Annotated in this window: 15 protein-coding genes; 8 read left to right on the top strand and 7 right to left on the bottom strand. The window is 60.4% G+C overall.

Translation table 11 applies throughout. The annotated features are described in order from the left end of the window. The first annotated feature begins 13 nt into the window (after positions 1 to 13). Both ASC85_RS20175 and ASC85_RS20180 read left to right on the top strand, forming a co-directional pair. Positions 14 to 769, top strand: a complete 756-nt coding sequence (locus ASC85_RS20175) for a spermidine synthase (protein WP_003199402.1) — start codon at positions 14 to 16, stop codon at positions 767 to 769. Between the two features lie 487 nt (positions 770 to 1,256). Further along, positions 1,257 to 2,930: a DEAD/DEAH box helicase gene (locus ASC85_RS20180; RefSeq protein ID WP_003199404.1), complete on the top strand. Its 1,674-nt coding sequence runs from the start codon at positions 1,257 to 1,259 to the stop codon at positions 2,928 to 2,930. Positions 2,931 to 3,130: 200 nt separating this feature from the next. Here the strand turns inward: ASC85_RS20180 and ASC85_RS20185 are convergent, their stop codons facing one another. Further along, entirely contained in the window at positions 3,131 to 3,898 is a 768-nt protein-coding gene (locus tag ASC85_RS20185; protein ID WP_057451050.1) for a DODA-type extradiol aromatic ring-opening family dioxygenase, read from the bottom strand. A 104-nt stretch (positions 3,899 to 4,002) separates the two neighbouring features. On the opposite strand from ASC85_RS20185, the gene ASC85_RS20190 reads away from it, so the two are divergent. Then, on the top strand, positions 4,003 to 4,656 hold the full coding sequence (locus ASC85_RS20190; protein ID WP_057451051.1) for a thiopurine S-methyltransferase: 654 nt from the start codon (positions 4,003 to 4,005) through the stop codon (positions 4,654 to 4,656). A gap of 559 nt (positions 4,657 to 5,215) precedes the next feature. Here the strand turns inward: ASC85_RS20190 and htpX are convergent. Next, positions 5,216 to 6,103, bottom strand: a complete 888-nt coding sequence (htpX, locus tag ASC85_RS20195) for a protease HtpX (protein WP_057451052.1) — start codon at positions 6,101 to 6,103, stop codon at positions 5,216 to 5,218. Positions 6,104 to 6,404: 301 nt separating this feature from the next. Beyond that, positions 6,405 to 7,616, bottom strand: a complete 1,212-nt coding sequence (locus ASC85_RS20200) for a pyridoxal phosphate-dependent aminotransferase (protein ID WP_057451053.1) — start codon at positions 7,614 to 7,616, stop codon at positions 6,405 to 6,407. A gap of 220 nt (positions 7,617 to 7,836) precedes the next feature. Here ASC85_RS20200 and msrB point away from each other — a divergent pair, with 220 nt between their 5' ends. The 3 genes from msrB to ASC85_RS20215 all read left to right on the top strand — a co-directional run bounded on the left by msrB (position 7,837) and on the right by ASC85_RS20215 (position 9,361). Next, positions 7,837 to 8,232: a peptide-methionine (R)-S-oxide reductase MsrB gene (gene msrB / locus ASC85_RS20205; protein ID WP_003199414.1), complete on the top strand. Its 396-nt coding sequence runs from the start codon at positions 7,837 to 7,839 to the stop codon at positions 8,230 to 8,232. Positions 8,233 to 8,417: 185 nt separating this feature from the next. Then, the gene (locus ASC85_RS20210; RefSeq protein WP_003199416.1) at positions 8,418 to 8,903 is read left to right on the top strand and encodes a glutathione peroxidase; all 486 of its coding nucleotides are present in this window, start codon (positions 8,418 to 8,420) and stop codon (positions 8,901 to 8,903) included. Then, positions 8,900 to 9,361 carry a MarR family winged helix-turn-helix transcriptional regulator gene (locus ASC85_RS20215; RefSeq protein ID WP_057451054.1) on the top strand — a complete coding sequence of 154 codons (462 nt, stop codon included), beginning with the start codon at positions 8,900 to 8,902 and terminating at the stop codon, positions 9,359 to 9,361. Before ASC85_RS20210 ends, ASC85_RS20215 begins: the two co-directional genes overlap by 4 nt. Here the strand turns inward: ASC85_RS20215 and ASC85_RS20220 are convergent. After that, entirely contained in the window at positions 9,345 to 11,666 is a 2,322-nt protein-coding gene (locus ASC85_RS20220; RefSeq protein WP_057451055.1) for a hybrid sensor histidine kinase/response regulator, read from the bottom strand. The two genes, ASC85_RS20215 and ASC85_RS20220, sit on opposite strands and share 17 nt — an antisense overlap. Before the next feature lie 163 nt (positions 11,667 to 11,829). On the opposite strand from ASC85_RS20220, the gene ASC85_RS20225 reads away from it, so the two are divergent. Together ASC85_RS20225 and ASC85_RS20230 are read left to right on the top strand one after the other, a co-directional pair. After that, positions 11,830 to 12,720, top strand: a complete 891-nt coding sequence (locus ASC85_RS20225; protein WP_003199422.1) for an ATP-binding protein — start codon at positions 11,830 to 11,832, stop codon at positions 12,718 to 12,720. Continuing rightward, positions 12,717 to 13,199, top strand: a complete 483-nt coding sequence (locus tag ASC85_RS20230) for a GAF domain-containing protein (RefSeq protein ID WP_057451056.1) — start codon at positions 12,717 to 12,719, stop codon at positions 13,197 to 13,199. The genes ASC85_RS20225 and ASC85_RS20230 overlap by 4 nt, the downstream gene beginning before the upstream one ends. 128 nt (positions 13,200 to 13,327) lie before the next feature. On the opposite strand, the gene ASC85_RS20235 is transcribed toward ASC85_RS20230, so the two are convergent. The 3 genes from ASC85_RS20235 to ASC85_RS20245 all read right to left on the bottom strand — a co-directional run bounded on the left by ASC85_RS20235 (position 13,328) and on the right by ASC85_RS20245 (position 20,650). Then, positions 13,328 to 16,276 carry an HD domain-containing phosphohydrolase gene (locus ASC85_RS20235; protein ID WP_057451057.1) on the bottom strand — a complete coding sequence of 983 codons (2,949 nt, stop codon included), beginning with the start codon at positions 16,274 to 16,276 and terminating at the stop codon, positions 13,328 to 13,330. Positions 16,277 to 16,392: 116 nt separating this feature from the next. Next, entirely contained in the window at positions 16,393 to 20,013 is a 3,621-nt protein-coding gene (locus ASC85_RS20240; RefSeq protein WP_057451058.1) for a transporter substrate-binding domain-containing protein, read from the bottom strand. Positions 20,014 to 20,023: 10 nt separating this feature from the next. Continuing rightward, positions 20,024 to 20,650, bottom strand: a complete 627-nt coding sequence (locus ASC85_RS20245) for a response regulator transcription factor (RefSeq protein ID WP_003199430.1) — start codon at positions 20,648 to 20,650, stop codon at positions 20,024 to 20,026. Positions 20,651 to 21,012 lie beyond the last annotated feature (362 nt).

Genomic DNA, 21,012 nt, shown 5'->3' on the forward strand with positions numbered 1-21,012 from the left:
ATCAGGAGATGAAATGACAGAGGAGCGCGTCGAGCATTTGCTCGCCGAGGTGCACGACGAGTTCGGCATGATTCGCGTATTCGAAGTGGCCGATTACCGGTTTCTCGAGTTTGGCGATGCCATCGAGCAGAGTTGCGTGTTCACAGCCGATCCAAGCTGGCTCGAATATGACTATACCCGCGCCATGCTCATCGGCGCGTTGTGTCACGAGCAGCCGGAAAGTGCGCTGTTTCTGGGGCTGGGCGCCGGTACGTTGACCCAGGCCTGCCTCAAGTTCCTGCCGTTGGAAGATGTCGAGGCCATCGAATTGCGCCCCGACGTGCCGCGCCTGGCCATCGAATACCTTGGGCTGGATGACGATCCGCGGTTGTACATTCGCGTCGGCGATGCACTGGAACTGCTTGAAAGCGCCGAGCCGGCGGACTTGATTTTCGTCGATCTCTATACCGATGTCGGTCCCGGCGTCGGGCACCTGGCCTGGGGTTTCCTGGAAAACTGCCAGAAACGCCTCAACCCGGGCGGCTGGCTGGTGATCAACCAGTGGGCCACCGATGACGGCAAGCCATTGGGGGCGGCGTTGTTGCGCGGCTTGTACCACCGGCATTATTGGGAGCTGCCGGTGAAGGAGGGCAATGTGATCCTGATCGTGCCGGCGGACCTGGATCAGGAGCTGGACATGCAGGGACTGGTCGCCAGGGCCGAAGGGCTGGCGCCGCGACTGGGTTATTCGTTGCAGTCGTTGATCAAGGCCATTCGCCCGGCAACGTGACCCCCGTCCAAGGTGCGACAACTCCTGTGGGAGCAAAGCTTGCTCGCGATGAACACGACTCAGTACCTGCGCAAATCGCGGTGTCCGCATCGCGAGCAAGCTTTGCTCCCACAGGTAAAGATGAACCGTTTTAGCATCCCATCCCCGCAACGCTGGGCCTCTGTAAAACAAACGGTTGTACCGTTAACCCCTGGACCTGTGACAGCGAGCCCCATAACGGGGTCTGGCAATAAAAAAAGCTCCCTTTTTGGGCGAATTCCGGTATAGTGCGCGCCGGCCTTTAGCCGGGCCGCGTCAAGGTAGCGCAATTCCCCGAAGTCAGCTTCGGTTGCATGTCCGCACAACGGATGCTTCCACGACGTTCTTTTTCATTCATTCGTTTTCGCAAATCCCCGCCGACAAAGCAGCCAGGGCGACTCTTGAGTCTCAACACGGCATGCGCAGCTTTGGAGCATGGGTCTTTGCGGATGCACTTAGAGGCAGACCCATGACCCAGGAAACCGGCGGCTTCGCCGCTTTTAATCTCAACCCGAACATTCTTGCTGCCGTCACTGCGACTGGCTACGAAGAACCTTCGGCGATTCAGCAGCAATCGATCCCGATCATCATGGCCGGCCACGACATGATTGGCCAGGCGCAAACCGGTACGGGTAAAACCGCTGCGTTCGCCCTGCCGATCCTGCATCGCATCGATCCTGCCAAGCGCGAACCGCAAGCCCTGATCCTGGCGCCAACTCGGGAGTTGGCGCTGCAAGTAGCAACCGCTTTCGAAACCTATTCCAAGCAGATGCCTGGCGTTACTGTTGTGGCCGTTTACGGCGGCGCCCCGATGGGCCCACAACTCAAAGCCATCCGTAATGGCGCGCAGATCGTTGTCGCCACCCCGGGTCGTCTGTGCGATCACCTGCGTCGTGACGAAAAAGTCCTGGCTACCGTGAACCACCTGGTTCTCGACGAAGCCGACGAAATGCTCAAGCTGGGTTTCATGGATGACCTGGAAGTCATCTTCAAGGCCCTGCCAGCGACTCGCCAGACTGTATTGTTCTCGGCCACCCTGCCGCAATCGATCCGTGCCATTGCCGAGCGCCATCTGCGCGATCCGCAACACGTGAAGATCCAGACCAAGACCCAGACCGTCACCGCGATCGAACAGGCTCACCTGCTGGTTCACGCTGACCAGAAGACGTCTGCCGTTCTCAGCTTGCTGGAAGTGGAAGACTTCGACGCCCTGATCATGTTCGTGCGCACCAAGCAAGCGACCCTGGACCTGGCCAGCGCCCTGGAAGCCAAAGGCTACAAAGCCGCTGCGCTGAACGGTGACATTGCCCAGAACCAGCGTGAGCGCGTGATCGACTCCCTCAAGGATGGCCGCCTGGACATCGTTGTGGCGACCGACGTCGCTGCCCGTGGCCTGGACGTTCCGCGCATCACCCACGTATTCAACGTGGACATGCCGTACGATCCGGAGTCCTACGTTCACCGTATCGGCCGTACTGGCCGTGCCGGTCGCGAAGGCCGTGCGCTGCTGCTGGTCACCCCGCGTGAGCGCCGCATGCTGCAAGTGATCGAGCGTGTAACTGGCCAGAAGGTAGCTGAAGTTCGCCTGCCGGACGCCCAGGCCGTTCTCGATGCCCGCATCAAGAAACTGACCAACAGCCTGTCGCCACTGGTGGCTGACGCCGAATCGACCCACGGTGATCTGCTCGATCGCCTGACTGCCGACATCGGTTGCAGCCCACGCGCACTGGCCGCCGCACTGCTGCGCAAGGCCACCAATGGCCAAGCGCTGAACCTGGCTGCAATCGAGAAGGAACGTCCCCTGGTGCCGAACAACGCACCGCGTGGCGATCGTCCTGAGCGCACTGGTGATCGTCCGGACCGTGGTGATCGCGAGCGTCGTGCGCCGATCCCGCTGGCCGAAGGTCGTGCTCGCTGCCGTACCGCGCTGGGTGCCCGTGACGGCATCGCTGCCAAGAACCTGCTGGGTGCCATCCTCAACGAAGGCGGCCTGGCCCGCGAAGCTATCGGCCGCATCCAGGTGCGTGACAGCTTCAGCCTGGTCGAGCTGCCGGAAGATGGTCTGGAGAAGTTGCTGACCAAGCTGAAGGACACTCGTGTGGCTGGCAAGCAGCTCAAGCTGCGTCGCTATCGCGAAGATTGATCGGCTCTTGGGCTGATTGATCGAACATGGAAAATCCCCGACTGGTTCGGGGATTTTTTTCGCCTGTCGTTTGGTGTTCTGTCAGGGAGAGTGGTGTGGAGGCCAATCGCGAGCAAGCTCGCTCCCACATTGGATTTTCGCCGCTCACAACCCCCTGTGGGAGCGAGCTTGCTCGCGATTGCAGCGACGCGGTCAATCAGTCAGTCAAATCGATATATGTCCATCCCTAACGCCCCCATCGTGAACCCTTGGTGGGCAACACTGAACTTGCCCCCCGCACCCCGGGCAAAATACAGCGGCAGCAAGTGCTCATCGCTGGGGTGGCTGCGCACGGCGTTCGGCGCCTGGCGACGGTAATCATGCAGCGCGGCCTCGTTGTCGGCCGCCAGCTTCTCGACCATCCAATCGCGAAAGTCCTTGGCCCAGGGCTCGATGCTGTCGGGACCGGCGTTCCAGTCCAGGTCGCGCAGGTTATGGGTGATGCTGCCAGAGCCGATCAGCAAGATGCCCTGTTGGCGCAGGTTCGCCAGGGCCTGGCCGACCTGTGTTTGCAACATCGGTCCCTGGCGGCTGGGCAGGGAAACCTGCACCACCGGGATGTCGGCCTCGGGGTACATCAAGGACAATGGCACCCAGACACCATGGTCAAACGGCCGTTGAGGGTCGAGGCGTACCGGCAGGTCCGCGGCGTTGAGCATGTCTGCGACTTGCGTCGCCAGTTTAGGATCGCCAGGCGCGGGGTACTGCACCTCATACAGCGCCGGTGGAAAGCCGCCGAAGTCGTGCCAGGTGCGCGGCTGTGGATTGGCGCTGACCAGCAGTTCGTTACTTTCCCAGTGGGCGGACACGATGACGATGGCCTTGGGCTTGGGCAATTGAGCGGCCAGGCGAGCCAATGCCGGACCGCTGTCGCCGGGTTCCAGGGCGAGCATCGGTGAGCCATGGGAGATAAACAGGCTGGGCAGCATGAACGGACTCCTGAGCGTTAAGATGGGGTTATCTTCCATCAGGTCAATGATCTAAATCTAATATAAGTTTTAGCCTGTTTTTATCGAATTTTCTGGAGTGAATCATGGAGCCTGAGTTTTGGCACAAGCGCTGGTCATCGAACCAGATTGGTTTTCACTTGCCGGAGGTAAACCCCTACCTGCAACGTTTCTGGCCGCAATTGGGCTTGGCCCAGGGCAGTCGGGTGCTGGTGCCGTTGTGTGGGAAAAGCCTGGATCTGCTGTGGCTTGCCCATCAGGGCTATTCGGTGCTGGGCGTGGAGTTGTCGGAAAAAGCCGCCACTGATTTTTTCCTTGAGCATCAGCTTGAGCCGGTTGTGAGTGAAGAGGGCGCTTTCAGGGTGTTCCGTGCCGGTGATATCGAGATTCGCTGCGGTGATTTCTTTGCCCTGGGCCCGAAGGATGTGGTCGATTGCGTGGGACTGTACGACCGCGCTGCGTTGATCGCTTTGCCCCTGTCGATGCGCGAGCGGTATGCGGCCCATCTGCAGAAGATCTTGCCCGATGGGGTCGGCTTGTTGATTACCTTGGATTACAACCAGGATGAAATGCCTGGCCCACCGTTTTCCGTCGGTGATGAAGAGGTGCAGCGGCTGCTGGGAGGTGTCTGGCAGTTGGAGGTCTTGCAGGAACAGGATGTACTGGGAGAGAGCTGGAAGTTTTTGCAGGCGGGTGTGAAGCGGCTGGATGAGCGTGTTTATCGGCTGTCCAGAGGTTGAAGCGGTGGTTGTGCTGACGCCCTTGCCCACATTTGATCTGCTGTGAATACAAAACCTGTGGTCACCCAAGTTCCCCTGTGGGAGCGGGCTTGCTCGCGAAGGCGGCCTGACGGGTGGCCTGGATTTTGTTGATCGAGTACATATCCGTTGTTGCGGTAACGGCTGCTGGCGGTTCCGCTTTTACAGCGGCTCACTTTTGAAAAGCGCAAAAGTAAAACGCTCTTGCCCCACCACTCGGCGCCCCATTAACCACGCTGGCTGAACGAAGGTATTGCGCAGTGGGCAACCCGGCATGGATGCCGGGTTAGCCGCGCTGGGCCATGGATGGCCCTTCGCGGCGGCCGGGGCATGAAGCGTTTTGCTTATTTTTGCGCTTCTCAAAAGTGAGCCGCCGTCAGGGCGGAACCCTAAGCCGCCGTTACCGCAGCAACGGATATACACACCAAAGCAAGTAGATACCGCAAAAAAAACGACGCTTCCCATTTCTGAAAGAAGCGCCGTTTTCTCTAAGCTGAACCAGCATTACGCATTTCTGCGGGTTTTCTCTTGAGGCTAACGATCAGCCCCGATGACGCAGTGCGTCAATACGCTCTTCCAGCGGCGGGTGGCTCATGAACATGCGAGCCAGGCCCTGCTTGATGCCACCATTGATGCCAAAGGCATTCAGGGTGTCGGGCATGTGCACCGGCAAACCTTGTTCGGCGCGCAGGCGTTGCAGGGCGCCGATCATGGCGCTGGTGCCGGCCAGGCGTGCACCGGCGTCGTCGGCGCGGAACTCGCGCTTGCGCGAGAACCACATGACGATGGCGCTGGCGAGGATGCCCAGTACCAGCTCGGCGAAGATGGTCGCCACGTAGTAGGCAATGCCTTGGCCTTCTTCGTTCTTGAAGATCACCTTGTCGACGAAATTGCCGATGATGCGGGCGAAGAACATCACGAAGGTGTTCACCACGCCCTGGATCAGCGCCAGGGTCACCATGTCGCCGTTGGCGACGTGGCCGATCTCGTGGGCCAGCACGGCCTTGACTTCATCGGGCGAGAACCGCTCGAGCAAGCCCTGGCTGACGGCGACCAGCGCGTCGTTCTTGTTCCAGCCGGTGGCGAAGGCGTTGGCCTCGTAGGCCGGGAAGATACCGACTTCCGGCATCTTGATACCGGCTTCGCGGGACAACTGCTCGACGGTTTGCAGCAGCCATTGTTCGTGGCGAGTGCGCGGCTGGCTGATGATCTGGGTGCTGGTGCTCATCTTCGCCATCCACTTGGAGATGAACAGCGAGAACAGGGAACCGGCGAAACCGAACACCGCACAGAAAATCAGCAGCTGATTGAGGTTGAGATCAACCCCATTGGCCGCCATGAACCCGTTGAAGCCGAAGAGGCTCAGGGTGATGCTGGCAATCAGCACGACCGCCAGGTTAGTGGCCAAGAACAGCAGGATGCGCATCATGGTTGTGAAAATCTCCTCGTGCTAAAGATGTAGCGTTATGCGGGGTATATAAGGTGCCGCCGCTGGCTATTCAACTCGCCGACTATTTCAAACTGTGTCCTACAGCCGTCCTAAATGTTTGAAAGACTTTTCTGAAAGTGACTGGGGAAAAAAATATGGCGCCTTCCCCCCGTGAACGTTGAGCCAGGGGTGCCCGTTGGCTGTTCACCCCTAGTGTAGAAGGCGTTGCGGAGTCGGCAGAACGGATATGTTGCTGAATCAAACAGCGTGCGAGGCGAGGACTCCCCGCACGCTGTCTGGCTTATTGGCGGTAGGACTTGAGGAAGTTGCCGATCCGGCCAATGGCCTGGTCGAGGTCATCGACCCGCGGCAGGGTCACGACACGGAAATGATCTGGCCACGGCCAGTTGAACGCCGTGCCCTGGACCACCAGCAGCTTCTCGGACAGCAGCAGGTCGAGGACGAATTTTTCATCGGTGTGGATCGGGCAGACCTTCGGGTCGATCCGCGGGAAGGCATACAGCGCGCCCATCGGCTTGACACAACTGACGCCGGGGATGTCGTTGAGCAGTTCCCAGGTTCGATTGCGCTGTTCCAGCAGCCGGCCCTGGGGCAGGACCAGGTCGTTGATGCTCTGGTAGCCGCCCAGCGCCGTCTGGATCGCATGCTGGCTCGGCACGTTGGCACACAAGCGCATGTTGGCCAGCATGTCGATGCCTTCGATATAGCTCTGGGCGTGATGCTTGGGACCGGAAATGACGACCCAGCCTGAACGGAAACCTGCTACCCGGTAGGATTTGGACAGGCCGTTGAAGGTCAGGCACAGCAGGTCCGGTGCCAGGGATGCAGTGCAGATGTGCACGGCGTCGTCGTAGAGGATCTTGTCGTAGATCTCGTCGGAAAACACCACCAGGTTGTGCTGGCGGGCCAGTTCCAGCATACCCAGCAGCACTTCCCTGGAATACACGGCGCCGGTCGGGTTGTTCGGGTTGATGATCACCAGTGCCTTGGTATTGGGTGTGATCTTGGCCTTGATGTCCGCCAGGTCGGGAAACCAGTTGGCCTGTTCGTCGCACAGGTAATGCACCGGGTTGCCACCGGACAGGCTCACGGCGGCGGTCCACAGCGGATAGTCCGGCGCCGGCACCAGCACTTCGTCGCCGTTGTTGAGCAGGGCCTGCATGGACATCACGATCAGCTCGGACACACCGTTACCCAGGTAGATGTCCTCGATGCCGACACCTTCGACCTGCTTCTGCTGGTAGTACTGCATCACGGCCTTGCGGGCGCTGAACAGGCCCTTGGAGTCGCTGTAGCCCTGGGCGGTCGGCAGGTTGCGGATGACGTCCTGGAGGATTTCATCGGGCGCTTCGAAACCAAAGGGGGCCGGGTTACCGATGTTCAGCTTGAGGATGCGATGGCCTTCCTCTTCCAGGCGTTTGGCGTGCTTGAGCACCGGGCCGCGAATGTCGTAGCAGACGTTGGCGAGCTTGTTCGATTTGCTGACCTGCATGGCGATGTGTTCCCGAAAATGAACGATCCAGGCGGCGTATGAACTACCGTACTGGGAATCCTGCGTCTGTGCCCAGGCCTGACGCGGTATAGGCGCCACAATCCGTTTGAATGTGCATGACGTGACTGCCAGACTGGCGCCTGACGAGGCGCAATCATACGTGCCGCCCGATCTGCGGAAAAGCGTCGGATCGGGCTTTTTCAATTGCCGAGGTAGGACGATGGAAAAGTTGGAAAAAACCCTTGAAGAATGGCGCTCCATGCTCGATCCGGAGCAGTACAACGTCTGTCGGCTGAAGGGCACCGAACGGCCATTCTCCGGTAAATACAACGCCACCAAGACCGACGGCGTGTACCACTGCATCTGCTGCAACGAGCCGTTGTTCGATTCGCAGACCAAATTCGATTCCGGTTGTGGCTGGCCGAGTTTCTACGCACCGATCGAGGGCAGCGCGGTGGTGGAGGTCCGGGACGTCAGCCACGGCATGATTCGCACCGAGGTGGTCTGCGCCAAATGTGACGCTCACCTGGGCCACGTCTTTCCCGACGGCCCGCCGCCCACGGGTTTGCGGTACTGCATCAACTCGGTGTGCCTGGATCTGGTCCCCCGAGAGTAATTCGGTGGGAGCAAAGCTTGCTCGCGAAACAGGGCATCTCGATTTCTGAACGACCGTATCGCCTTCATCGCGGGCAAGCCTTGCTCCCACAGTTTGTGGTGTGGGTATTTTTGATAATTAAATTGTATGCAATTTAATTGCTCGCTATCTTCGCCGCCTGTCCTATACGTTTTCGGAGCCTTGCCATGAGCGATAACCTGTTGAGCATTCCGTGCACCACCATCAAGGGTGAGCAAAAGACCCTCGCCGATTTCGCCGGCAAGGCTGTGCTGGTGGTCAACACGGCCAGCCAGTGCGGGTTCACCCCGCAGTACAAGGGGCTTGAGGCGCTGTGGCAGACCTACAAGGACCAGGGCCTGGTGGTGTTGGGCTTTCCCTGCAATCAGTTCGGCAAGCAGGAGCCGGGCAACGAGGGGGCGATTACCGAGTTCTGCGAGCTGAACTTTGGCGTGAGTTTTCCGCTGTTCAAGAAAATCGAGGTCAACGGTGCCAACGCTCATCCCCTGTTCGTCCAGCTTAAACAGCGGGCGCCCGGCGTGCTGGGGTCCAAAGGCATCAAGTGGAATTTCACCAAGTTTCTGATCGGCAAGGACGGCCAAGTGGTCAAGCGTTTTGCCCCGACCACCAAGCCCCAGGACCTGACCGGTGAGATCGAAGCGCTGCTCAAATGAATGACCTGTCAGTCGATTCTCTGAAGCTCGACAGCCAGTTGTGCTTCAAGCTGTACGCTGCTTCGCGTGCGGTGATCCGGGGCTACAAGCCAATGCTCGATCAGCTCGGCCTGACCTATCCGCAGTACCTGGCGATGCTGGTGTTGTGGGAATGGCAGGACACGGCGCCGCCACAGCCGACGGTCAAGGCCTTGGGGGAGCGTTTGCTGCTGGATTCCGGCACGCTGACGCCGCTGCTCAAGCGCCTGGAACAGCTGGATCTGGTCCAGCGCCAGCGTTCGGCCCGGGACGAGCGGGAGGTGCACTTGAGCCTGACGACTGCAGGGCGAGCCTTGCGTGAACAGGTCGGCCCGCTCAAGGCCCGCCTGTTGTGCGACAGCGGTATCGACCTGGACCGCCTCGGAACGTTGCGAGACGGTCTCGATCACCTGTTGGGCCAGATCAAAGCGCTGACGTAGTCGGCACCCACTGGTCCAGCACTGCCGCCAGTTCTTCGCGGCGGAATGGCTTGGACAGGTAATCGTTCATGCCGGCCGCGCGGCAACGCTCGCGTTCCTCGGGCATCGCGTTGGCCGTCAGGGCGACAATCGGCAGGTCCGACCAGCGCCCGCTTTGGCGGATCTGCCGGCTGGCTTCGTAACCATCCATCACCGGCATGTTGCAGTCCATCAACACCAGGTCGAACACCCCCTGTTCCAGTTGGTCCAGGGCTTCGCCGCCGTGGGCCGCGACGGTGACTTCGCAGCCCAGTTTTACCAACATCCCCTTGGCCACCAGTTGGTTGACCGGATTGTCCTCCACCAGCAGCACCCGTCCACGCCTGGACGGCGCCTGGGCTTCGATCTGTGCGTCATCGATGACGGTCGCCTCGCTCTGCATGGCGCGCCGCAGAATCTGGTACAGCGCATGGCGCGCCAGCGGCCGGGCCTGTTGTATCAACGGGGCGAGGGCGGCGGCTTCTTCGCTGGGCATGAAGCTGCCATAGGCGGTCACCAGCAGGATCGGTGCGTCAAAGGTTGGCCGCAGGTTGAACAGGCATTCCGGGCAGTCGGTAATCAGTACGTCGGGTGTGAGCCCCAACAACCCGTCATCGATGGAGCGCTGCACATAATCCAGGCCCCATCCCGGCAACAGCATGCCCAGCAATTCGGCCAGGCCGCTGCTGCTGCCGGTGATGGCGACGACGTTGCCGCGCAACGGTTCGACCGGCGTTGCCGGGAGATGGCAGGGCAGGGGCAGGTCGGCACAGAACTGACTGCCAAAGCCGGCTTCGGAACTGATGGTCAACCGGCCCTGCATGGCTTCGCAAAGGTTGTAGGTCAGTGCCAGGCCCAGCCCGGTGCCGCCGAACTGGCGGGTAATCCCGGCGCCGGCCTGGGTGAACGGTTGCAGGATTCTTGCCTGGGCTTCCTGGGGAATGCCGATGCCCGTGTCGCGGATCTCGATGCGCACCCCGCCCTCGTAATGACTCAACTTCACGTCGACCCGGCCGAAGCGCGTGAATTTCAGTGCGTTGGACAGCAGGTTGCTGACGATCTGGCGCACCCGGGTCGGGTCGCCGAGTACCTGCGCCGGGAACTGCGGGTCGATCAGGCAGGCCAGTTCGACACTGGGGGCTGCGTTCTGGGAGAGCAGGTTGGCGGTATCCTCCACCAGGGAGCCGAGGTCGAACGGGATGCGTTCGAGCTCCAGTTGACCTGCGTCGAATTTCGACAGGTCAAGGATGTCGTTGAGCAGTTCGACCAATACCTTGCCCGAGTCATGGGCAATCGACAGCTGTTGCTGTTGTTCGGCCGTCAGGGGGCCGTCCAGGGACAGGGCGATCATTCCCAGCAGGCCGTTGAGAGGTGTGCGTATCTCGTGGCTCATGTTGGCGAGGAACGCAGAGCGGGCCTCGGCCATGTCCAGGGCCGTGCGCCGGGCCACTTCCAGTTCCTCGTTGGACTGGCTGAGGCGGGCGTTGCTGGCCTTGAGTTCGGCGGTGCGTGCCGAAACGATGTTTTCCAGTTGCGCGAGGTATTCGGTGAGGCGATTTTCGGCCGTGCGCCGCTGCTGGATTTCGGTGGAGATATTTTCGAACTGCTGGTTGGCGACGGATACCAGCACGCCAATTTCATCGGACTGGTGGCCGGATGGGCATTCCAGGCGGCTCTGTTCGTTGCTGCTCGGGTCGCGGCTGCTCAGTTCGCGGATGACCCGCACCAAGGGCTTGGTCAGCATCACGTAGAACAGTGCCAGCAGCAGGCCCGTCAGGATCAGGCTGCGGGCGAAGCCGTTGAGCAAGGTGACCTCGGCACGGCGCAGGAAACGACTGCCGAACGCAAAAGTGTCGACGTCCAGTCGCAGTATGCCCAAGGATTCGCTGGGCAAGTGATCCAGGTAGAGCCGGTCTTCGAACTGACGCTGGGCGCCGAACAGAAAGTCGCTGATGAACCGGTAGCTGCTTTGCAGCTCGGGCCGCTTGACGCTGGCGAGCACGGTATTGTTGTTGTCGATCAGCTCGGCCCCGATGATGGCCGGTGAGCGCAGCAGGCCCATGGACAGCTCCTGGGCGAGCTCGGCGTCGATGTTGTAGGCGATGCGCGAGGCCGGGTTATGGCTGATTTCCAGCAGCGAGAGGATTTCACGGTTGATCGACGCGTCTTCGCTGGCATAATCGATGCCGATCTGCATCAGGCTGAGCAAGGTGCCCAACACGAAGCCCACCAGGACGGTCAGGCGGGCCTGCTTATAGGAAAGCCGTTGGGTGAATCTGATGTCCATTGAGTGATGAACCACTTACGTTTCCCTTCGCCGGTCAAGCATAGCTGATCATCTCTGAAGTCCGGTGCAGCCAGTGTGTATTGTGTGAAGTAGACCCGCCATTGGATACGGCGTTTCGTAGCTCGAGCGCCATCATTACTGTGAACCTGTCCGAGGAGAAGACGTGGACTCGCGATTGAATGCTTTTCTTGAGCGTGCCGATGCCGTGCTGGCCCGGATCGAGCCTTTGCTGCCGGCGCCCCGGCCCACCATCGATTGGACCCAGACCCTGGCCGCCCGCTGGCAGCGTGACGGCCGTAGCGGCTACCTGCTGCCGCTGCAGGTCAGCCTCGACATGCGCCTGTCGGACCTGATCGGCGTGGACCGCCAGGTCGAACAACTGGGCCGCAACACCCGGCAGTTCATCGATGGCATGCCCGCCAACCATGCCTTGCTCTGGGGCTCGCGTGGCACCGGCAAGTCGTCCCTGGTACGCGCCCTGTTGGCTGAACATGCCCCGCATGGCCTGCGCTTGATCGAGATCGAACGCGATCACCTGGCCGATTTGCCCCGGGTGGTCGAGCAGGTTGCGAAACTGCCCCAGCGCTTCGTGTTGTTCTGCGATGATTTGTCGTTCGAATCCGGTGAAGGCGATTACCGCGTGCTCAAGAGCGTGTTGGATGGATCCCTGGAGCAGGCGCCGGACAACGTGCTGCTGTATGCCACTTCCAACCGTCGTCACCTGGTGCCGGAAAAGGAAAGCGACAACGAGAACTGGAAACGGGTCGACGGCGAACTTCACCCCAGCGAAGCGGTAGAAGACAAGATCGCCTTGTCCGACCGCTTTGGCCTGTGGCTGTCGTTTTATCCGTTTACCCAGGAGCATTTCCTCAACGTGGTGGAGCACTGGATCGGCGAACTGGCAGCCAAGGCCGGGCTGGCCTGGCAGCGCGATGAAGCGCTGGATGTGCTGGCGGTGCGTTGGGCAACCGGTCGCGGCAACCGCAACGGACGTTGCGCCTATCAGTTTGCCCGTTATTGGGTGGGCCTGAAATTGTTGGAGCACAAGGCATGATCGATTTGAAGGATACCGGTGTTGGCCTTGACGGCTACGCGTTGTTATCGGCACAGCTGGAATCCTTGCTGGCCGATGAGCGTGACTTCATCGCCAACGCCGCGCAGTTCTCGGCTTTCCTGTCCAGTCAGCTGGATGATCTGAACTGGGCCGGTTTCTACCTCAATCGCAACGAAGAGCTGGTCCTGGGACCGTTCCAGGGCCAGATCGCCTGCGTGCGGATCCCCTTTGGCCGCGGCGTGTGCGGTACGGCGGCCGCGACCCGGCAGACCCAGCGCGTCGAAGACGTCCATGCCTTCGCCGGGCACATTGCCTGCGACAGCGCGTCGAACAGCGAGCTGGTAGTACCGCTGGTCAAGGACGGGCGCTTGATCGGCGTGCTCGACCTGGACAGTCCGAAACTGGCGCGTTTTACCGAACATGATCAAGCCGGCATCGAGCAGTTGGCCGCGATATTCCTGCGCTTGACGGATTGCTGACCGCTTCCTGTAGGAGCTGGCGAAGCCTGCGATTTTTTGATCTTTCGCTGGAGACTCAATCTTCAGTGGAAAGATCGCAGCCTCGCTTCGCTCGGCAGCTCCTACAGCAGCTCCTGCAGGGATAGCTTTCATGGCTTCAACCCTGCCTTGACCAGCAAGCCGTGGGGATCGACTTCGTCGATCTGGTGCGGGTCGAGGAACTGGTTGGCGTAGCTCTCGTAGATTTTTTCTTCGATGAACAGCTCGAACAGCTCGGGATCGATATGGGCGTCACGGCACATGGTGGCCATGATGCCCAGGGCCTCGCTCAGTTTCTTCGCTTTCTTGTAGGGGCGGTCGGCTGCCGTCAGCGCTTCGAAAATGTCGGCAATGGCCATCATGCGCGCCGGCAGGCTCATCTCTTCGCGTTTGAGGCGCTTGGGATAACCGCTGCCATCCATTTTCTCGTGATGACCGCCAGCGATCTCCGCGACATTGTCCAGGTGACTGGGGAAGGGCAGCTGGCTGAGCATCATGATCGTCTGCACCATGTGATGGTTGATGACGTAGCGCTCCTCGCGGGTCAGCGTGCCGCGCGTGATGCTCAGGTTGTAGAGCTCGCCGCGGTTGTATTTCCAGGCCGGTACGTCGAGCTGGAAGCCCCACGGGTTGTCCGCCGGGATCAGTTCGGCTTGGTGGTGTTCGAGCAGGTGCTCGGGCTTGTCTGCCAACAGCGGCTCAGTGACCGGTAGCGTCGGCTTGGGCGTGCGATTCTGGCGTCGGTGCTCTTCCCAGGAAACCCCCAGGCGATCGTCGAGGGTCCGGGTCCATGGGCGTTGGGCAATCTGTTGCAAGCGTTGCAGATCGGCCTCGGCCATGGCTTCGCAGCCCAGGTTGCAGCGGGCGACGAAGGTAAAGTCGTCATCCAGGGCCGTCAATGTCGCGTCGCGCTGCTGTGCCAGGGATGACGGTTCGCCGCCGCTTGCCACGGCCTGCCAGTAATCGACCCAGGCGTCGCGCTTGAGCACTTCGAAGCGGGTGCGTATCTCGTGGATCCGGTCGTTCAGGGTTTCCAGCTTGGTGGCCTTGTCGACCACGTATTCGGGGGTGGTGACCTTGCCGCAATCGTGCAGCCAGGCGGCGATGTGCAGGGCTTCCCATTCATCCTCCGTTGGCCGATAGGCGTCGAATGCCGGTGCCTGGCTGGCAGCGGCCGCCTGGGCGAGCATCAGGGTCAGGACCGGCACCCGTTGGCAATGGCCGCCGGTGTAGGGGCTCTTGGCATCGATCGCGCCGGCCAGCAATTGGATGAAGGCGTCCAGCAACTGCTTTTGCCTGGCTTGCAGGCGCTGGCCCTCGATGCTCACGGCGGCGGCACCGGACACGGCCTGCAGGAAGGCGATGCGGTCGGGCTGCAGTTTTTCCAGGTCGGCTTCGGTGCCGCTGTCTGTGATCAACAGTACCAGTACGCCGACGGTTTCCTGGTGTCGATTGCGCAGGCGAATACCGATCAAATGGACCCGCGGCGAGTCCAGTGCCCGCAGGACGCTCTGCAGATCGGCCGCCTGTTCGAAGCCCAGGGGGGCGACGAGGTTGTCTGAGGTGGCCAGTTGCTGGAGCCATTGCGGACTGTCGCCAGCCTGTAGCTCATGACTGCGCAGCTTGAAGGCGTCGAGGTCCCTGGGTGTCCCATTGATTATCAGCCCATACGGCTTGACCCGATTGTCGTCGTTCTCGCGCAAATAGATCAGGCCGGCCTGGGCCTGGCCGATTTTCACGGTTTCAAATAACACCCGTTCCAGCAACGGGGCGAAGCGGGTTTCGGCGCGCAGGCTGGCGGTGATTTCAAAGAAACTCGCCAGGGTCTCTTTCATGCGCGCCATCGATACGCCCAACTGATCGACTTCCAGCACCGGGGAGCGACGGGACACCGGGTAGTTGAAGTCAAAGCTGCGAATGGCATCGGCTTCCTGCACCAGTTCACGCAAGGGCTTGACCAGGATCCGGGACGTCAGCCAGCCCAGGGGCAGGCACAGCAGCAGGGTGGCGAGGGTGATGAGCGCGCCTTGCCAGCGCATGCGATAGGCATTGTCCAGCAGCTCATCTTCAGGGACCAGCAGCGCCAGTTCCAGGCCCTGGGGCCCGCCTTCCTGCATGTGGCTGCGAGAAACGATCCACTGGCGTCCGGCCGCTTCCAGGCGCGTGGTGTCGGTGTTGTCGTCGAGCGCGGCGGCGATAGCCGGGCTGAGGTCGCGGGCCTTGGTCAGGCGTGCCGACTGGGCGTCGGCGAGCAGCCGGCTGCTGTCGGGATAACCCACTGCGTTGCCCGTGGGATCGAGCAGGACGACTTCGGTGCCGGTGGTCACCTTATGCTTGGCCAGGGTCTGGGACAGGGCCGCCAGGGTCAGGTCGGCGCCGATGACCGCCTGCTCGCCACTGCGCCGGGCAAGGGTGGTGCCGACGTTATGGGTGGAGAAAAAAACGTAGGGCTCGGTGGTGATCTGCTCGGTGCTGTCGGCGGCGCTGCGAAACCAACTGCGGCTGCGGGGGTCGTAGGTTTCGTCGGCAATATCCCGGCGCCCGATGAGCGTCAGCGTCTCGTCGTAGAACAGCGACTGGGAGTGAACCGGGCCTTGCTCGGTTGTCCGCTCCACGGTCCAGACCTGGTAGGCCGCGTCGGCCGGTGCCTGCAGGGCGGCTTTCAGGGCCGCGGTGCGCAATGGCCGGACCATCAGGAAGTTGCCCTGATGATCGCCCAGGTACAACGACGCCAGGTTCGGGTTGTCCCGCAGTGCCTGGCTGAAGGGCACGAGCAGGGCCAGGCGCTGCGCCATCTGTGGCGTGCGCGTGGCTGGATAGTCGGCCAGCAGGCTCAACAGGTGGCGGATGGGTTCGTAGGTGTCGTACAGATCCAGGCGTACATCCTGTTCAATACGGTTGAACAGCTTTTCACTGCTGGACAGGATGATTTGCGTGGTTTGCCGGTAATTGAAAATCCCCAGCACCACCCCGGTCAGCAACAGAAGCAGGGTAAACATCACGCTGATGTGAACGTGCAGGGGGAACCGGCGTTTTTCCGGACGCGGTGCGCTGGGCATTGCAGTCACTCCAAGTGTCAGGGGGTGTTCTCGATGGGTATTCCCGCGTGCAGGGGAAACCGCTCGAGAACCCCCCAGGTACGCACTGCTGAGCGAATAGCATAGTAAACGCTGGATTATTTTGCCTTGGCGATCTCCGTTTCGAGGGCCCGCTCCAGTTCGCTCATGGCGCGGTCGAGGGCGTCGATGCAATCGCTGATTCGCCCAGGTGCCTGCGGCTGATGACAAGCGCGCTCCAACGCCTCGCATCGCTGGATCAGCGATGTCGCCTGGACGATGCGGGCGACGCCTTTTATCTTGTGCGCTATTTCGCTCAGCGCTTGGCGGTTTGCGCCGCGGGCGACGTCGAGCAACTCCTGGCGGTCCGAGCGGCTGCTGCTGAGCAATTCAGCCAACAGGCGCCGGTTGGACGAAGGGTCGCCGCCAGTCAGCGCCTGCAGGCTTTGTACGCTGAAAACCGCTGGGCGGCCGGTGGGTTTGACCGCATTGATCCATTGGCTCAAGGCGCTCAGGCTGATCGGCTTGAACAGACAGTCGTCCATCCCCGCGTCCTGGCAGCGTTGTTTTTCCTCCGGTTGGGCATTGGCAGTGAACCCCAGGAGGGTGCAGGGCGGCCGTTGCTGCTCGGACTCAGCGCGACGAACCGACCGGGCCAGTTCATAGCCGCTCATGATGGGCATGTTGCAATCGGCGATGACCAGATCGAAATGGTTCTTTTGCCAGACCTCGAGTCCGTGGGCACCATCATGGGCGACCTGATAGTGATGGCCCAGGTATTCCAATTGCTGCGACATCAGCAGGCGGTTGGCGGGGTGATCGTCCACGATCAGGACGTTCAGGGTGGCCAGGGCCGTTTCGATGACCGGTTCAGGTGGGGGGCGAACCGGCGCTGTCGACAGGACGGTCAGTTGCAGGCGGACCTGGACCTGGGTGCCGGTGCCGGGTTGGCTGTTCATGTGCAGGCTGCCGCCCATCATCTGGCACAGGTTGCGACTGATCACCAGCCCCAACCCCGCGCCGTTGCGGGCCATCCGGCTGGTGTTATCGACCTGGGCAAAAGGTTCGAACAAACGTTGCAGGTCCGCCGGGCCAATACCGATGCCGCTGTCGTTGACCTCCAGGTGCATCTGCAGAGCGTCGTCCCGGTCGGCTGGCGACAGCCGGACCTTGATCACTACCTGGCCCTGCTCGGTAAATTTGAGGGCATTGCTGATCAGGTTCGACAGCACCTGTTTGAACCGCAACGGGTCCATCAACACGTCAGGGCTGCCCTCGGCAGCGTCGAACTGCAGGGACAGCGCCAGGTTTTTCTGCCGGGCCACGCCCTCGAATACTCTAATGACCGATTGCAGCAGGGCCCTGAGATTGACGCGTTCGGGGGCCAGGCTCAAATGGCTGGATTCGATACGGGCGATGTCCAGGATGTCGCCTATCAGTTCGAGCATGCCTGAGGCCGACTCGTACGCGACTTCGATGGTCGAGCGGTCCACGTGGCCTTTGTCAGCGTGTTTCAGGGCTAGCTCAAGCATGCCGATTACCGCGTTCATGGGGGTGCGGATTTCATGGCTCATGGTTGCCAGGAACGTGCTTTTGGCGCGGTTCGCGTCGTCGGCCCGTTGCTTGGACGCGCGCAGTTCCTCGAACAGCTGGCGTCGCTCACTGATGTCGATCCAGCCACCGATGATGCCTTGCACTTCGGCGGCGGAGTTTCGGTAGGGGAGGATCCAGTGGTAGATCGTCAGTTGCCTGTCCCCGATGTGCAGGGGCCGATCCACGATCAGGGCGGTGCCTTCGGCCATGACGCGTTGGTAGTCCGCCTGGTACTCCTGCGCTTCGAAGGCGTTGCTCATGGAACCTGGCATCAGGTTCTTGCCGATGACGTCTTCGCGTTTGACGTCGAACGTTTGCAGGTAGCTGTCATTGCAGCTTTGCAGGATGCCGTTGCGATCCCTCACGTAGATGGGGTGAGGGGTGCCGTTGAGCAGCGAATGCATGAATTCGAGCTGATCATTGAGGGCCAGTTCCGCCCGTTGGCGTTGCCTGATCTGGCGCTGCATGTAGGCGTTCCACGCCAGGGAAAACAGCAGCAACAGACCAACGCCCGCGACGACCTGGAGGAACAGGCGGTTGTAGGTGCGCCAGGTGTGTTCCGAGGGCGAGACGTAACCGCGCCAGCGGTTGTTGATGACGCCCAGTTCGTCGGGGTCGATACTGGTCAGGGCCTTGTCGAGGATGGCGTTCAACGCTGTGGCGTTTTTTGCCGTGGCCAGCGCGAACATGGCCTGTTGGGTGCCCACCGTGCTGCTGATTTGCAACCTGTCGCGCCATGCATAGGAAGAAATGAAGTAGTTGGCCATCACCTGCGAGTTCACGCTGCCGTCGACCTGGCCATGGGCGAGCATTTCCACGGCGTGCAAGGGGCCGTCCGTTTCGATGATTTGAATGTTCGGGTACTGGTTGCGTAGCCATTCAATGACCGGATTGCCTTTGGCGATTGCCAGGCTGGCGTGGCCGAACTGATCGAGTGTCGTGGGTGTGTCGGACTGTTTGCGGGTCAGCAGGACGAACGAACTGTCGACGTAGGGGCGGCTGAACTTCAACTGGAGTTGTCGTTCACTGCTGGGCAAAAGTGCGGCGATCATGTCGGCTTGATCGTTGAGGACCGCAGCGATCATTTCGCTGTCGTTCTGGCGGCGCTGGATGTCCAGGCGCAGGCCGGTGCGCAGCCGGATCAATTCCAGCAGATCGGCACTGATGCCGCGAAAGTCCCCATCCGCATCGAAGAAGGTGAAGGGCGCGGAGGTTTCGTTCACCACCACCCGGACCACCGGATGCCTCGCCAGCCAGCGTTGCTCGCGGTCGGTCAGTTGTATCCTGTGGTCCGTGAGGTACAGGTCGCTGCCTGCGCTCCAGCGTTTGGAGATGGCGGCTTGCTCGGTAATGGAGACCTGGTTCAGCGTAGCGTTGATGACTTCCAACAAGCGGGTGTCGCTACGTCGTACGGCAAAACCGAACCCGTGGGATTCGTGTTTGCCGAAGCTGGCCATGCGGATATTGCTCAAGTAGCCCTTGTTGATCATGTAATGGGTGGAGAGGGTATCGCCGAGAAATACATCGGCCTGACCGAAGGCGACAGCATTGATGGCGTTCTGGTAGGACGGGTAGGTGGTGATGAGAGCCTTGGGGTAGAGTTTTTCAATTTCCCGCAGCGGCAGGTAGTGATAGACCATGCTCAGCCGCAACCCTTCGAGATCGTCGGTCAGGGAGCGGCTTTCATTCGTTCGGGTGACGAGAACGGGTTGGTCCACTGCGTACGGCGTCGACAGCACGATGTCGGGGTTGCGGGCTTCGAAACCGTTGGCGGTGCCAAGCATGTCGATTTGCCCATCCTTGAGTGCTGCCATGGCCGCCTCGCGGGAGTCGAAGCGCAGGACGCTCATGGGCAGGCCAGTGGCCTTGGCGATGATGTCGGCGTAATCGGCCGTCAGGCCTTCGTAGTCGCGTCCGCTGGTGGAGAGATCGAAGGGCGGGTAATCCGGGGCGGAAGTTCCCAGGACCAGCGCTTGCCGATCCTGTAGCCAGGCGCGGTGAACATCATCCAGCTTGACCTCGGTATGGGCCATGGACGAGTGGCCCAGCAGGGTATATTGCTCGGACGCATTCGCCGCCGCCGCGAGCATTCCTGTACATAACGCCGCACTGATCAGCAGGAGACATTCGGTTATGCGTCTGAGCATCCTGTTTTTCTCACACCAGCGCGTTGCGCTTCGCCATTTCAATCAGATCGACCAAGGACTTGACCTTGAGCTTCTGCATCAGCCGCTTCTTATAAGTACTGACGGTCTTATTGCTTAGAAACATTCCCTTGGCTATTTCCTTGTTGGTACGACCCTGGGCAAAAAGTTGCAGCACCATCAGTTCCCGATCATTGACACTTTTGAAAAGGTCCAGCTCGATACTGCGTGGATCATCCGGGCGTACCGGATTCAGCGCCTGGCTGGGGAAATAGTTATAGCCGGACAATACTGCTTTGATCGCGCTGACAAGTTCGCTGAGGTCTTCCTGTTTACAAACGTAACCAGAGGCACCCGACTGCATGCATCGAATGCCGAAGAGCGTCGGCGACTGGGCCGTGAGCACCAGCGTCTTGAGTGGAGTGGTCATGGCGTTGAAGCGCGAGAGGATTTCCAGCCCGTCGAGTTTGGGAATGCTGATATCCAGGATAACCAGGTCTGGCATGCATTCGCGCACCATTTGCATCGCATCGACGCCGTTGTCAGTTTCACCTACGACCTTATAGCCTTCATGCTCCAGAAGCATGCGAACAGCGAGGCGGATGACCGGATGATCGTCGACAATGAAAACGGAGTTCATGAATAAATTACCCTGCGAACTTGAATAAAGCGCGCACCTTAGCCCACTTACAACCAGGGTCGTACGAACAGACGGGCATGCAACTTCAATTTCAGAAGTTTCCTACAAAAAAAGAGGCAACGTATTACGATGTAATCGGTTTTTTAGTAGGCGGGTGGCAACAGGAGGGGGAAGAGTTGGCTGTGTGTGAAGGGATATTTCTTTGATAGTGTTGTTTGTGCAAACAAAAAAAGCGTTTTAATCGAGGTTTTTTGTAAACCATATAGTTATTTATCTACTTCAAACTCCTTGTGGCGCAGCGCTACAAAATTCACATTCACCGCCAATTCCCTGTGGCAGCGAGCTTGCTCGCGATGACGGTG

It is taken from the genome of Pseudomonas sp. Root401 (assembly GCF_001425105.1).
GTDB lineage: Bacteria > Pseudomonadota > Gammaproteobacteria > Pseudomonadales > Pseudomonadaceae > Aquipseudomonas > Aquipseudomonas brassicacearum.